10 protein-coding genes are annotated in these 13,749 nt (G+C 33.5%); 4 read left to right on the top strand and 6 right to left on the bottom strand.

The annotated features are described in order from the left end of the window. Positions 1-26: 26 nt before the first annotated feature. Entirely contained in the window at positions 27-1,475 is a 1,449-nt protein-coding gene (locus tag QLQ96_RS00630; protein ID WP_482493822.1) for a PAS domain-containing sensor histidine kinase, read from the top strand. Positions 1,476-1,544: 69 nt separating this feature from the next. Here QLQ96_RS00630 and rny read toward each other — a convergent pair whose 3' ends face one another. From rny to QLQ96_RS00615, 3 genes are all read right to left on the bottom strand, one after another. After that, positions 1,545-3,104 (bottom strand): ribonuclease Y, encoded by a 1,560-nt coding sequence (gene rny, locus QLQ96_RS00625; protein WP_482493820.1) that lies wholly within the window; start codon positions 3,102-3,104, stop codon positions 1,545-1,547. Between the two features lie 209 nt (positions 3,105-3,313). Continuing rightward, positions 3,314-3,607, bottom strand: coding sequence for a cell division protein ZapA (locus QLQ96_RS00620; RefSeq protein ID WP_482493818.1), 294 nt, complete (start codon positions 3,605-3,607; stop codon positions 3,314-3,316). A 4-nt stretch (positions 3,608-3,611) separates the two neighbouring features. Further along, the gene (locus QLQ96_RS00615; RefSeq protein ID WP_482493816.1) at positions 3,612-3,902 is read right to left on the bottom strand and encodes a hypothetical protein; all 291 of its coding nucleotides are present in this window, start codon (positions 3,900-3,902) and stop codon (positions 3,612-3,614) included. Positions 3,903-4,082: 180 nt separating this feature from the next. On the opposite strand from QLQ96_RS00615, the gene QLQ96_RS00610 reads away from it, so the two are divergent. The 3 genes from QLQ96_RS00610 (at position 4,083) to QLQ96_RS00600 (ending at position 9,048) form a co-directional block, all read left to right on the top strand. After that, positions 4,083-5,765 (top strand): M23 family metallopeptidase, encoded by a 1,683-nt coding sequence (locus QLQ96_RS00610; RefSeq protein ID WP_482493814.1) that lies wholly within the window; start codon positions 4,083-4,085, stop codon positions 5,763-5,765. A 12-nt stretch (positions 5,766-5,777) separates the two neighbouring features. Then, positions 5,778-8,240 carry a TonB-dependent receptor plug domain-containing protein gene (locus tag QLQ96_RS00605; RefSeq protein WP_482493812.1) on the top strand — a complete coding sequence of 821 codons (2,463 nt, stop codon included), beginning with the start codon at positions 5,778-5,780 and terminating at the stop codon, positions 8,238-8,240. A gap of 88 nt (positions 8,241-8,328) precedes the next feature. Further along, positions 8,329-9,048 (top strand): hypothetical protein, encoded by a 720-nt coding sequence (locus tag QLQ96_RS00600; RefSeq protein WP_482493810.1) that lies wholly within the window; start codon positions 8,329-8,331, stop codon positions 9,046-9,048. A gap of 150 nt (positions 9,049-9,198) precedes the next feature. Here the strand turns inward: QLQ96_RS00600 and QLQ96_RS00595 are convergent, their stop codons facing one another. The 3 genes from QLQ96_RS00595 to QLQ96_RS00585 all read right to left on the bottom strand — a co-directional run bounded on the left by QLQ96_RS00595 (position 9,199) and on the right by QLQ96_RS00585 (position 13,666). Next, a complete protein-coding gene (locus tag QLQ96_RS00595; protein WP_379692843.1) occupies positions 9,199-9,900 on the bottom strand; it encodes a DUF2971 domain-containing protein in 702 nt (233 codons plus the stop codon). Positions 9,901-10,033: 133 nt separating this feature from the next. Beyond that, complete coding sequence (locus QLQ96_RS00590) at positions 10,034-11,863, bottom strand: ABC transporter ATP-binding protein (protein WP_482493808.1); 1,830 nt, start codon at positions 11,861-11,863, stop codon at positions 10,034-10,036. A 75-nt stretch (positions 11,864-11,938) separates the two neighbouring features. Then, on the bottom strand, positions 11,939-13,666 hold the full coding sequence (locus QLQ96_RS00585; RefSeq protein WP_482493807.1) for a phospho-sugar mutase: 1,728 nt from the start codon (positions 13,664-13,666) through the stop codon (positions 11,939-11,941). Between the last annotated feature and the right edge of the window lie 83 nt (positions 13,667-13,749).

Below are 13,749 nucleotides of genomic sequence, written 5' to 3'. Positions count from 1 at the left end.
ATTTTTATAAAAAATTATTGGCCGAAATGCCCGACCTACTTTTTCAATTTGTTATTGATGCCAATAATAATTACACCTTTCCCCTTGTAAGTAAATCGGCAGATGAAATATTTGAACTCTCTGCAACAGATTTTAATAATGATATAAAGTTTATAGTTTACGATCGAATTATTCCGAAGGATCGTGAATGTTTTTTTCAATCTTTAGTAAAAGCTCGAAAAGAAATAAAACCTTGGGAAATTGAATTTCGCGCTATTCTTCCCAAAAAAGGAATGCGCTGGTTTAAGGTTTCATCAAAAACGGAATCTGGAAAAGATGGAAATGTAGTTTTTTACGGACATGTTTCGGATATTACCGAATTAAAAGATAAAGAAGAGAAACTTAAAATTTCCGAAGAACGTTTTCAATTTGCTCTCGATGCTTCTACAGTTGGAATTTGGGACTGGGATATGGTTACTAATCGTGTTTTTTACTCTTCATTGTCTCTTAAAATTTTAGAACTAGATTCTGCAGATATTATTGACGATCCAGAGCGTTGGGATAAGATTGTACATCCTGATGATCTTCCAAAATACTATTCAGACATTCATGAGCATTTTGATAACAAGATTCCGTTTTATGAAAATTACCATCGTGTAATGACTTCTAGTGGCAACTACAAGTGGATTTTAGATCGAGGAAAAGTAATCAAACGAGATGAAAACGGGAGGCCTTTGCGTGTAATTGGAACTCATACAGATGTTTCAGGACAAAAAGAAAAAGAGCTGGATCTTTTGAAAACAATGAAATTATACAGTGATCAAAATAGTCGATTATTGAATTTTTCGCACATTGTTTCACATAATTTAAATACGCAGGCTGGAAATATAAAATCGATTTTGGATCTTATTGATGCTGATGTTAACAAGCAGACCGTAGCAGAAATGCTGGAATATTTGCGCGCCGTTTCTAATGATCTCAATGATACTATTTCTAATCTTACTCAAATTGTAAAAACGCAGAGTAATATTAATATAGCGGTTGTTCCATTAAAACTTTGTGAGTATATCGAAAAGACGATTTCGACAATCAAAGGTTATGATAAACAGCGAAAAGTGACGATTATAAACAATGTTCCAAAGTATTTGACGATTAATTTTAATCCGGCGTATATGGAAAGTGTTTTGCTGAATTTTACAACAAACGCAATTAAATACGGGCATCCCGATCGCAATCCGATAATTACTTTTGATTTTGCAATTGAGCCAGAAGGTTTTAAATCGTTGAAGATTACAGATAATGGCCTTGGAATCGATTTGAATGTCTATGGTGATTTATTGTTTGGAATGTATAAAACCTTTCATAAACATGAAGAAGCTAGAGGCATTGGATTGTATATTACAAGAAATCAAATTGAAGCGATGAAAGGAACTGTTGAAGTACAAAGTGAAGTAGGAGTGGGAACAAGTTTTAAAATTGTTTTTAATGATATGTAAAACCTAAATATATTAAAAACAAAAGGCTGTCAATGGACAGCCTTTTGTTTTTAATATATTTCCAGAGATTTATTTAGCAATATTTACAGCTCTCGTTTCTCTAATAACTGTAACTTTTACTTGTCCAGGATAAGTCATTTCTGTTTGAATTTTTTGTGAAATTTCGAAAGATAAGTTTGCTGCGTTGTCGTCTGAAACTTTTTCACTTTCTACAATTACACGAAGCTCTCTACCAGCTTGGATTGCGTAAGCATTTTTAACACCGCTGAATCCGTAAGCTACATCTTCAAGATCTTTTAGACGTTGAATGTAAGAATCTAAAACCTGGCGTCTTGCACCTGGTCTAGCTCCAGAAATAGCATCACAAACTTGAATAATTGGAGATAATAAAGACTTCATTTCGATCTCATCGTGGTGAGCTCCAATTGCGTTGCAAACTTCTTCTTTTTCACCGTATTTCTCAGCCCATTGCATACCTAAAAGGGCGTGTGGTAAATCACTCTCTGTATCGGGCACTTTTCCAATGTCGTGTAATAAACCAGCTCTTTTAGCTAATTTTACGTTCAATCCTAATTCTGCAGCCATAATACCGCAAAGTTTAGAAACCTCTCTTGAGTGCTGTAATAAGTTTTGTCCGTAAGAAGAACGGTATTTCATTCTACCCACTACTTTAATTAATTCTGGGTGTAAACCGTGAATTCCTAGGTCAATTACTGTACGTTTTCCAACTTCAATAATTTCATCGTCGATTTGTTTTGCTGTTTTAGCAACAACTTCTTCAATTCTTGCAGGGTGAATACGACCGTCTGTCACTAATTTGTGTAAAGACAAACGAGCGATTTCTCTACGAACAGGATCAAAACAAGAAAGAATGATTGCTTCTGGCGTATCATCTACGATGATTTCAACTCCGGTTGCAGCTTCAAGAGCTCTAATGTTACGTCCTTCACGTCCGATAATACGTCCTTTTACATCGTCAGATTCAATATTAAAAACAGAAACGCAGTTTTCAACCGCTTCTTCAGTTCCAACTCTTTGGATCGTATTGATGATAATCTTTTTAGCCTCTTGTTGTGCTGTAAGTTTTGCCTCTTCAATTGTGTCTTGAATATGAGACATCGCTTTAGTTTTTGCTTCAGATTTTAATCCTTCAACTAATTGCTCTTTTGCTTCTTCAGCAGAAAGACCAGAGATAACTTCTAATTGTTGCAATTGACTCTTGTGAAGTTTATCAACTTCAGCTTGTTTTTTGTCTAAAACCTCAATTTTGTTATTGTATTCAGCTGTTTTAGATTCGAACTCATCATTTACTTTTTTAGCTTTAGAAAGTTCGTTAGAAACTTGAGATTCTTTATCGCGCACACGTTTTTCTACTTCAGCCACTTTTTTATCGCGTGCTAAAATAACTTGTTCATGCTCTGATTTAAGTTCGATAAAACGCTCTTTTGCTTGAAGGATTTTATCTTTTTTGATATTTTCTGCCTCTAAATTAGCATCCTTTAAGATAGAAGCTGCTTCTTTTTTAGCGTTTTTGATTAGATTTGAAATATTACTTTTCTCGATAATTTTAGCTATTGCAAATCCTGCTGCAATACCCACAATACCAATAATGATCGTTATGGTGTCCATGTTTATTAGGGTTTATATATAAAAAAAGCCTACATTAATTGCTTGTATAAACTCGTAAAGACAAGTTTTGAGCTAACTCACTGTTCAAGTTTCCCAGCCAAATGGAGGGCATACTATAGTAGCGACGATTTGCTCATTCTAAATTGTTAGTGTTGAGTTTACCAATTGTGAACTAATGTAGGCAGTATCTTAGTTTCTGTAAAGAACGTTTATTTTTCGAGATATTGATCTAAAAGCGAATTTAATCTTTTAATTCTTTCGATAGTCTCTTCTCCATCGATTGCGTTATCAATCTGTTTTTGTTCTACTTGTGATGCGAATTGTAATGCACACATTGCTAGAACATCTTGCTTGTCACGAACGGCGTAATTTTCTTCGAATTGCTTTATCATGACATCAATTTTTTTAGAAGCACTTCTAAGTCCTTCTTCCTGAGCCGGTTCAACCGTAAGAGGGTAAACGCGATCGGCAATTGATATTTTAATTCTAAGCTTTCCGTCCATGTTATTAATCTGATAGTTGTGCTATACAGTAATCAATTTCGCGAATTAATGAATTTATTTTAAGCTTTGTCTCTCTCTTGTTATTGTCGCTGCCAAGCAACGAATTGGCTATCTTAAGTGTTTCATTTTGCTTTTTCAAAGCTTCCATTTCCTCAGATTGTTTCTGGATAATTTGCGCAGCTTTGGCTAATTCTAATCGTAATACTTGATTGTTTTGCTCGAAAACTTTTGATTTCTCAAAAAGCTTTTCGACTTTATATTCAAGAGTATCAATTATTTCTGCAATTACACTCATTATACATCCTATTCATTACTTAATCATACAAAGTTAATATTCCTTTTTATTAATGCAATTTTTTATCCATTTTTTTACATTAAAATAGATAAATAGATGTATTTCAATTAATTGTAAAATTATAAGTTTTTTCTTGCTTTTATTGCTTTATTTTTGCTTATCTTAGCAAAAATGTTGTTTATGAGATTATATGTACTTGCCCTTTTAATTTGTAATTCTGTGTTTGCTCAAACACAATATCCTAAAGATTATTTCCGTCCGCCACTTGATATTCCGATGCAACTTTCTGGTAATTTTGGAGAGTTAAGACCCAATCACTTTCATGCTGGTTTTGATTTGAAAACCAATCAAAGAGAAGGATTAACTGTTCATGCCATCGCCGATGGATATGTTTCTCGAATTAAAATTTCGACTTATGGAAACGGTAAATGTATTTACATTACGCATCCAAACGGCTACACTTCTGTTTATGGACACTTACAAACAACGGTTGGACCAATTTTGGATTGTGTAAAAGCTACTCATTACAAGGAAAAGGCATATGAAATTGAAATGTTTCCAAAACCAGGAGAACTTCCTGTTTCAAAAGGGGATATAATTGGTCTTTCTGGAAATACAGGCTCGTCGGAAGGACCACACCTTCATTTTGAAATAAGAGATACTAAAACAGAATTTGTGATTAATCCAATCTTCTTTGGCTTTGATCAAAATTTAAAAGATACCAAAAAGCCTACTTTGTCTAGTTTATACGTTTATCCTTTGGAAAACGGAACTGTAAATCTTTCAAAACAGCCTTTGTTGGTTAATATGGCGCTTCAAAAAGATGGAACGTATTTGGCCTCTAAAGTAAAAGCTAATGGAAAAATTGGTTTTGGAATCAATGCTGTAGATACTGATGATGTTTCTTATAACAAAAATGGTGTTTTTAATGTTTCGACTTTTTTAAACGGAAATCAGAATTATAATTATCAGTTTAATACCTATTCTTTTGATGAGATGCGTTATATCAATGCTTTCATCGATTATTATAGATATAAAAAATCTGGACAGCGTGTGCAGAAGCTTTTTATGAAAACGCCTTTTGCTTTAAGTATTATCAAAACAGATTCTCTTCGAGGTATTGTAAAAGCAGAGCCTAACTTGATTTCAAATTACAAAATTGAGGTTTCAGATTATTTTGGGAATATGAATTCGATTACGGTTCCAATTGAGTTCGATGCTGCGACGCCACTTGTAGAAGCGGAGTCTCCTAATGGGCAGTATTTTATAAAATATAACAGAGACGCTAATTTTGAAAAAGATAATATGTCAGTTTTCTTTCCAGCGGGAACTTTTTATGAAGATTTTAATATGAATTTTGATGTGAAAAACAACAAAGTTTATATTCATGATGATACGGTTCCTGTTCATTCTAATTTTACAATTACGATAAAAGACGACACTTATCCAGAATCTTTAAGGGATAAACTCTATATAGGAAAAGGAACAAGCCATAACGGAACTGTTAGAAAAGGTGATGTTTTTACGGCGAAAGCAAAAATATTGGGAACGTACGGTTTGGTTTTAGATACAATACCGCCAGTTATAAAAATTGCAAAACCTGTTGAAGGAAAATGGATCAGCGACCAAAAGAAAATTGACTTCACAATAAGCGATTCTTTGTCTGGCATAAAATCGTATAACGGCTATTTAAACGGAACTTGGGTTTTGTTTGAATTTGAAAATAAAGCTAGAAGAATCACACATACTTTTGACGATCAGTATTTGGCAGAAGGTGAAAATGTTTTAAAAATGGAGATAGTTGATAATGTAGGAAATACTACTATCTTTGAAACACGTTTCTTTAGAAGTCAAAAAAAATAAAACTCAAAATCTTTGAATCAAAATAGGTTTACATTCGCTTTTCTCTTTTTATTTTTCAGCTGCATTTCACTAGCTCAAAATGCTCGTATTAAAGGGCTGATTTTAGATGCAGAAAAACATCCTGTTTCGGGTGTGAATGTTTCTTCGCAAGATATTTTTGTACAATCTGATTCAAATGGTTTTTATGAAATTGTAATTCCTTCAAACAAAAAAGTTTCTTTGATTTTTACTCACGTTTCCTTAAAAATGATGAGTTTGACAGTTAGTTTGAAAACAAATGAAGTTTTTGTTTTCAACCCAATTATGAATAATTCTGAGGAGCAAATGGGAGAAGTTTTCGTTTCTTCTGGAAATAGAAAACGAGTTCAAGGAATTACATCTGTTGACACTGAAACTATAAAGAAAATTCCGGGTGCAAATGCTGGAATCGAAAACATTCTAAAAACACTTCCAGGAGTTAATTCAAACAATGAATTAAGTTCGCAATACATGGTGCGAGGCGGAAATTATGATGAAAATCTAGTTTATGTTAATGAAGTAGAAGTATATCGTCCGTTTTTAATTCGTTCGGGACAGCAGGAAGGTTTGAGTTTTACGAATACAGATTTAGTTCAGAACGTTGAGTTTTCTGCTGGTGGATTTCAAGCCAAATTTGGAGATAAATTATCTTCTGTTTTAGATATTACGTATCGAAAAGCAAAAGAATTTGGAGCTGCTTTTGAAGCAAGTTTTCTAGGCGGAAGTGCGGCAGTTGATTTGGTTTCTAAAAATAAAAAATGGTCTGCTGTAACTGGAGTTCGTTACAGAAATAACAGTCTTTTGGTAAATAGTCAAGATACGGAGACAAATTACAAACCGACTTTTGCTGATATTCAAACCAATGTAAATTATGACATTTCTGAAAAATGGCAAATGAGCTTTTTAGGAAATATTTCTCAGAATAAATATTCATATGAGCCTTTGGTGCGTCAGACTAATTTTGGAACAGGAGATCAACCAATGGCACTTGCGGTTTATTATGACGGACAAGAAAAAGATCAATATGACACTTATTTCGGAGCTTTAAAAACAACTTACAAAGCTTCGCCTACATTGACTTTAAAATTAATCGGTTCTTTATTTCATACCACAGAAAAAGAGCATTTTGATATTTTGGCGCAATACCGTTTAGGAAATGTAAGTGCCGAAGATCCAGAAAATGCATCTGCCATTGATTTTACACGCGGAATTGGTTCTCAATTGAATCATGCTCGAAATGATTTAGATGCTTTGATTGCAAATATCGAATTGAAGGGAATTAAAGATTGGAAAGAAAGCCAGTTAGAATTTGGTTTAAAGTACACTAGAGAATCAATCCGAGATCGAGTAGTGGAATGGGAGGTCATTGATTCTGCAGGATTTTCTATAAATCCGCCTTTAGGGCTTCCTAGAAATAATGAACCTTACACTCCTTACGCTGGACCACTTTTGCCGTACCAAAATATTCGTGCTACAAATTTTAATACCATAAATAGATTTTCTGGTTATACACAGTGGAATAAACAATCGGAAATTGGTTCAAATCAGATTTGGTATCATTTGGGAGCGCGTTTTCAAGGATGGAATGTTTCGGGAGCTTCAGAAGAAGGAAAGACACAATTCGTTGTAAGTCCACGTGCACAGTTTGCGATAAAACCAGATTGGGATCGCGATATGGTTTTTAGAATTTCTGGAGGACTGTATCATCAGCCGCCGTTTTATCGTGAATTACGTGATTTGGAAGGAGTCGTGAATCCGAATGTGAAAGCACAGGAAGCTGTCCATGTTGTTTTGGGTAACGATTATAATTTTAAAATGTGGGGCCGTCCTTTTAAATGGGTGACAGAATTGTATTATAAATCGCTTTCAGATGTAAATGTTTATTCGATAGATAATGTTCGTATTCGTTACGTTGCCAATAATAATGCAAAAGCATACGCACAAGGTTTGGATTTTAGATTAAATGGAGAATTTGTTCCTGGAACCGAATCTTGGGTAAGTTTTGGATATATGAAAACGGAAGAAAATTATGAAAACAAAGGATATATTGCTCGTCCGACAGATCAGCGTTTGAAATTTGCGATGTTGTTTCAGGATTATATGCCGAACATTCCGAGCGTGAAAGTGTATTTGAATTTGGTTTATAATACAGGTTTACCGGGAGGTGCACCAGCATACTCAGATCCGTATTTGTATCAAAATAGATTGAATGATTATAGAAGAGCCGATATTGGTTTTGCAAAAGTTTTTGTCGATAGCAGTACGCAGAATACAAAAACAGGTTGGCTGAAAAACTTTAAAGAGTTGTCTCTTGGACTGGAAATTTTTAATCTATTTAATAATCAAAACGCGATTACAAATACTTGGGTTCGTGATGTGTATTCAAAAAATCAATATGCGATTCCAAATTATATGACTTCGAGGGTTTTTAACGTTAAGATAAATGCGAGGCTTTAATATGCTTCGTACTCGGTCATAAAATTCAATAAAAACAAAAAATACAATCAAAAATAGTATATTTGATAATCGTATATAATCTTGATAGATGAAAAAGTATTTTAAATATATCGCCATAATTCTTGTTGGAACAGTAATTAGCTGCCGAGAAGAAGTTCAAAAGCCAAAAGTAAGCTACGGTGCTTCAAATAAAGTAAGTATTACTAAAACAGATACAACTCAAATTGAAATTGCCGATTTGCCAATTCAATTGGAAGGGACAAATTATTTAATTCACCCAGTTGGAGATTTAAGAGTTTTGGAAAGAGGATCTAAAGCTAGATTTGGTACTTCAAGTGTAAATGACGTGAGTTTTACGATTTCTAATTTAGGCGAATATGAAATTACAGGATATTTACAGAATTTAAAATTCCAAAAAGTAGATTCAGATTCGATCCGACCTTTGTCTGATAAGCCAGTTTTGATTTTAACGGCTACTTATTTGAAAACTGTTGCAGATAAAACGCATAATAATGTTATGGTTTATACGCTAACAGATTCAGATACTAATAAAGACGGAAAAATTGACACCAGCGATATTAAAACTTTATACTTGAGCGATATCAGTGGAGAAAATTTCACAAAAGTTTCAGCAGATTTAGAAGAATTGGTAGATTGGAGTTTAATTGAATCTAAAAACCGTTTGTATTTTAGAACAATTGAAGATACGAACCAAAACGGCCAATTTGATAAAAATGACGTTTTGCATTACAATTATATAGATTTGGCTTCAAAAAAATGGGAGGTTAAAGCTTATAAGCCTATTTAAGCTTCTGAGATACTAAGTTGCTAAGATTCTAAGCTCTCTTTCGGATAGATTGAAAAATAAAAAACCTCGTAGAAATTTTATTCTACGAGGTTTTTATTTAAGTCACAATAAGAAAAACTTAGAATCTTAGCAACTTAGTATCTTAGCATCTTAAATCAAAATATCACTTTCCAAATCAGATTTTTCAATTTCAAAACCAAAATCCAAACGCTCAACTAATTCTATTACCAGTTTTTTGTACCAGTTTTCGGATTTTGGATGAATGTATATTTTCTCAATTAACTGATTGATGTCTACGTTTATTTTTAATCCGTCGTTTAGTTTGATGTCGCTTTTGGAAGTGTCTGTAATAATGCGGACTTCACGTTCGTATTGAAAGCTTTTTCGTTTAAATAAAAACGGAAAGAACAAATCATCAAACGGAATATATTCTTTTTTATAATCAATGTAATTTACTTCGCCAATATATTGGTCAAAATTATTTTCAGGTTTTAATGCCTTCTGCAATCTCCCAATTGTAGATTGAATCGCTAATCCTTCGCTATTTTGCGTGAAAATCTGCCACATGGCAAAAGATTCATATTCGTTAATATGCCAGCTACTTATGGCGACCTGTTCGCGCTGGGTTTTGTAGTATTTTAAAAAGTCAGGATTATCGATGGCGAGCTTTTTAATCTCTTCGTAAGTAGGTTCGCTGAAAGTGCCTTCATATTGATCTTCAAATTTGTCAGAACGAGACATGAAAAGCTTTTTTGAGAGCAGTAAATCTAGGAATTTAGATAAGTCCAAATATTTCCAAACTACGGTGTTAGGATCTTCGGGGAGCGTAATGTTTGGGTTGTTAAGATACATTTTTGTGAGATTAAATGATTTATTCTCTAACTAACCTAAAGTTATAAAAATAAACACAGATTAAAGAAATTAAACTGAGTTTTAATATTTCCTTAATCTGTGTAGAATTATTTGGCTTTGATGTTTTCTTTTCTTACGATTCGAAAGACTGCATGGTCACCAATTTATTGTAAGTTCCGTTGAGTGCGATCAATTCTTCATGAGTTCCTTGTTCAACGATTTTTCCTTTTTGCATAACCACAATCACATCTGCTTTTTGAATAGTAGAAAGACGGTGTGCAATTACAATCGAAGTTCTGTTTTGCATCATATTTTCAAGAGCAACTTGAACAAATTTTTCGCTTTCTGTATCCAATGCTGATGTTGCTTCATCCAAAATCATAATCGGCGGATTTTTCAATACAGCACGAGCAATCGATAAACGTTGTTTTTGTCCTCCAGAAAGTTTGTTTCCGCTATCTCCGATGTTAGTATAAATTCCTTGCGGAAGATCTTTTACAAATTCAAAAGCATTTGCAATTTTAAGCGCTTCAATAATTTCATCATCAGTAGCATCTAATTTTCCTAAAGAAATGTTTGCTTTAATAGTGTCATTAAATAAAATACTGTCTTGCGTTACCAATCCCATCAAGCTGCGAAGCGATTGCAGATTCATGTCTTTAATGTTAATTCCGTCGATAGAAATTGAACCGTCGTTAACATCATAAAAACGAGTCAATAAATTGGCGATCGTACTTTTTCCACTTCCAGATTGTCCAACCAAAGCAACAGTTTGTCCTTTTTTAATTTGAAGAGAAAAGTCTTTTAGAACTGTTTCTTCTTCATATTTAAAGTTTACATTCTGAACACTGATTGTGTCGTCAAAAGTTGTTTTTTCAATAGCATTTTCTTTAGAAACAATAGTATTTTCTTGCTCTAGAATTTCAAGAACACGCTCTGCTGCGGCATTTCCTCTTTTTACTCCGTAAGAAGCTTTAGAAATGGCTTTTGCAGGAGTTAGAATGTTATAAGCTAATCCCATGTAAGCGATAAATGCAGCGCCTTCTAAGGTTTTGTCAATCAAAACCATCTGACCTCCGTACCAAAGTAAAATTGCAATTACAGTGATTCCCATAAATTCACTTGCAGGAGAAGCTAAGTTTTGACGGTTTCCAATACTATTTGATAAAGTAAAAAAGCGTTCTGTTGAATTTTGAAAAACTTTGTTAAAGTAATTTTCAGAATTATAACCTTTTACAACTTTCAATCCACCAATTGTTTCTTCAATTGTAGAAAGAAATCTTCCTTGTTCTTCTTGAGCTTTAGTAGATTGTTTTTTAAGCTGTTTTCCGATTAATGAAATGATATATCCAGAAACAGGAATGAAAATGAAAACAAACAAAGTCAGTTTAGCACTGATGATAAGCATAGTGGTTATTGTAAAAATAATCGTTAAAGGTTCTTTTACAATAAGTTCTAAAATTGCTAAAAAGGAGTTTTGCACCTCATTTACGTCAGCTGAAATTCTAGAAATTACATCTCCTTTTCTTTTTTCAGAATAAAATGCCAAAGGAAGTTCTAGTGTTTTTTTGTACAATGCATTTCGCATATCTTTTAATACTCCATTTCGAAGGAAATTGATGAAAAACATGGCCAAATAATCGGCTAAGTTTTTAAGTAAAAAGATCGAAATAATGATGGCAACCATTACAGAAAGAACGTAACCTGGTTCGTTGTTTTGCTGCGATGTGGTTATGTAATAAGCCAAATAGTCTTCAGCGTAATCTTTTATTTTGAAAATGCCTTCATAAACTGGTTCAGTTGTGATTTTTTTTCCTTTTTCAAATAAAACCTGAAGCATCGGTATTAACGCAACGAACGAAAGTGTGCTAAACAGTGCGTACAAAACATTGAAAAAGATGTTTAAGAACGCGTATTTTTTATACGGGTATATAAAAGGAACTATTTTTTTGAAATTACTCATTTTGGTGTTTTTTACCATTAAAACCCGATAGTTAATAGAAACATATCGGGTTTTAAATATTGTATTTGTGTTTTTTTAATTCAATTGCATATCTGCAATGATATTTTGTATTTTGCTGTCTAAGAATTTCTCTGCTTCCTCAAAATCTGAAACCGATTCGATTTCAGCATTTACACTGATGTAAAATTTAATTTTAGGTTCAGTTCCACTAGGTCTTGCGCAAATTTTAGACCCGTCTTCTGTGTAATAAATCAATACATTCGATTTCGGAATATCCATTGTCGATTCAGATCCGTCTAATAAGTTTAATGCAATAGAAGATTGGTAATCTTCAACCATAATAACTCTTTGTCCGTTAACTTCATTTAAAGGATTCTCACGTAAATCAATCATCATTTGGTTGATTTCTTGTAAGCCTTCCATTCCTTTTTTAGTTAATGAAACTAAATATTCTTTGTAGAAACCATTTTCAACATAAAGTTGTAAAAGCTCTTTGTAAACTGAACTTCCTGCGGCTTTCGCTTGAGCGGCAACTTCGCAAATTAATAAAGTAGCTGCAACGGCATCTTTGTCTCTAACAGCGTCTCCAACCATAAATCCGAAACTTTCTTCACCACCACCGATAAATTCAAGTTCTGGAAAATCTTTGATCATTTTTGCAATCCATTTGAAACCAGTCAATCCAACTTTACACTCAACACCATAGCTTGTTGCCAATTCCATCATCATTGGTGTTGAAACAATTGTTGAACCAACGAATTGTTTTCCGTTTAATTTACCAGCTTTTTTCCATTGTTTCAATAAGAAAGAAGTCATTAAAACCATAGTCTGGTTTCCGTTCAATAAAATCATTTTGCCATCGTTGTTACGAACAGCAACTCCTAAACGGTCACAATCAGGGTCTGTTCCCACTACAATGTCAGAATTTGTTTTGTCAGCCAAAGCCAAAGCCATTGTCAAAGCTTCTGGTTCTTCTGGATTTGGAGATTTTACTGTTGGGAAATTCCCATCTGGAACAGCTTGTTCAGGAACAATATGTACATTTTTGTATCCAGCCTGCGATAAAGTATCTGGAATTGATTTTATAGAAGTTCCGTGCAATGAAGTAAAAACAACATGAAGATTGTCTTTGGCTTCAGCCGGAGTATTAAAACTTGCGTTTTCGATAGACGATTTTATAAATGCTTTGTCTATTTCAGTATCAATGTATTGAATCAAATCTTCGTTTGCGTTAAATTTGATTTTGTCATAGCTTAAGTTTTCAATTTCATTGACAATTTCTTTGTCTTGAGGAGGAACAATTTGTCCTCCATCTTGCCAGTATACTTTGTAACCGTTGTATTCTGGTGGATTGTGAGAAGCAGTTAAAACGATTCCGCACTGACATTTTAAATGTTTAAGCGCAAAAGATAATTCTGGAGTTGGTCTTAAATCAGAAAACAAATAAACTTGAATTCCGTTTGCAGAGAAAACATCCGCTACAACTTTTGCCAAAGTATTACTATTATGACGGCAATCATAAGCAATAGCAACTTTTAAAGGCTCGTTTGGAAAAACTTGATGCATATAATCAGATAATCCCTGAGTGTTTTTTCCAAGCGTATATTTGTTGATTCGGTTGTTTCCAATACCCATAACACCGCGCATTCCGCCAGTTCCAAACTCTAAGTTTTTGTAAAAACTCTCTTCAAGTTCTTTTGGAGAAGTTGTCATTAATTCCTTAACAGCAGCTTGCGTTTCCTGATCAAACGTTGGTGTTAACCATTCGTTTACAGCGTCTAATATATTTGGTGCGATATTCATGTAATGTCTTTTTTAGTTTTAATTAAAGATAAGTTTTTTTTCAGGAGCTAATCCTGCTGTACACTATATCTTTTGTGGTGAAC

Source organism: Flavobacterium sp. B167r (assembly GCF_056824315.1).
The sequence above is the reverse complement of the archived record's forward strand: the minus strand, read 5'-3'. Positions and strand labels throughout refer to the sequence as shown.

Coding starts and splice junctions, on each gene's coding strand:
- QLQ96_RS00630 (WP_482493822.1), top strand. CDS start 27: ATGCCCGACCTACTTTTTCAATTTGTTATTGATGCCAATAATAATTAC.
- rny (WP_482493820.1), bottom strand. CDS start 3,104: ATGGACACCATAACGATCATTATTGGTATTGTGGGTATTGCAGCAGGA.
- QLQ96_RS00620 (WP_482493818.1), bottom strand. CDS start 3,607: ATGGACGGAAAGCTTAGAATTAAAATATCAATTGCCGATCGCGTTTAC.
- QLQ96_RS00615 (WP_482493816.1), bottom strand. CDS start 3,902: ATGAGTGTAATTGCAGAAATAATTGATACTCTTGAATATAAAGTCGAA.
- QLQ96_RS00610 (WP_482493814.1), top strand. CDS start 4,083: ATGAGATTATATGTACTTGCCCTTTTAATTTGTAATTCTGTGTTTGCT.
- QLQ96_RS00600 (WP_482493810.1), top strand. CDS start 8,329: ATGAAAAAGTATTTTAAATATATCGCCATAATTCTTGTTGGAACAGTA.
- QLQ96_RS00595 (WP_379692843.1), bottom strand. CDS start 9,900: ATGTATCTTAACAACCCAAACATTACGCTCCCCGAAGATCCTAACACC.
- QLQ96_RS00590 (WP_482493808.1), bottom strand. CDS start 11,863: ATGAGTAATTTCAAAAAAATAGTTCCTTTTATATACCCGTATAAAAAA.
- QLQ96_RS00585 (WP_482493807.1), bottom strand. CDS start 13,666: ATGAATATCGCACCAAATATATTAGACGCTGTAAACGAATGGTTAACA.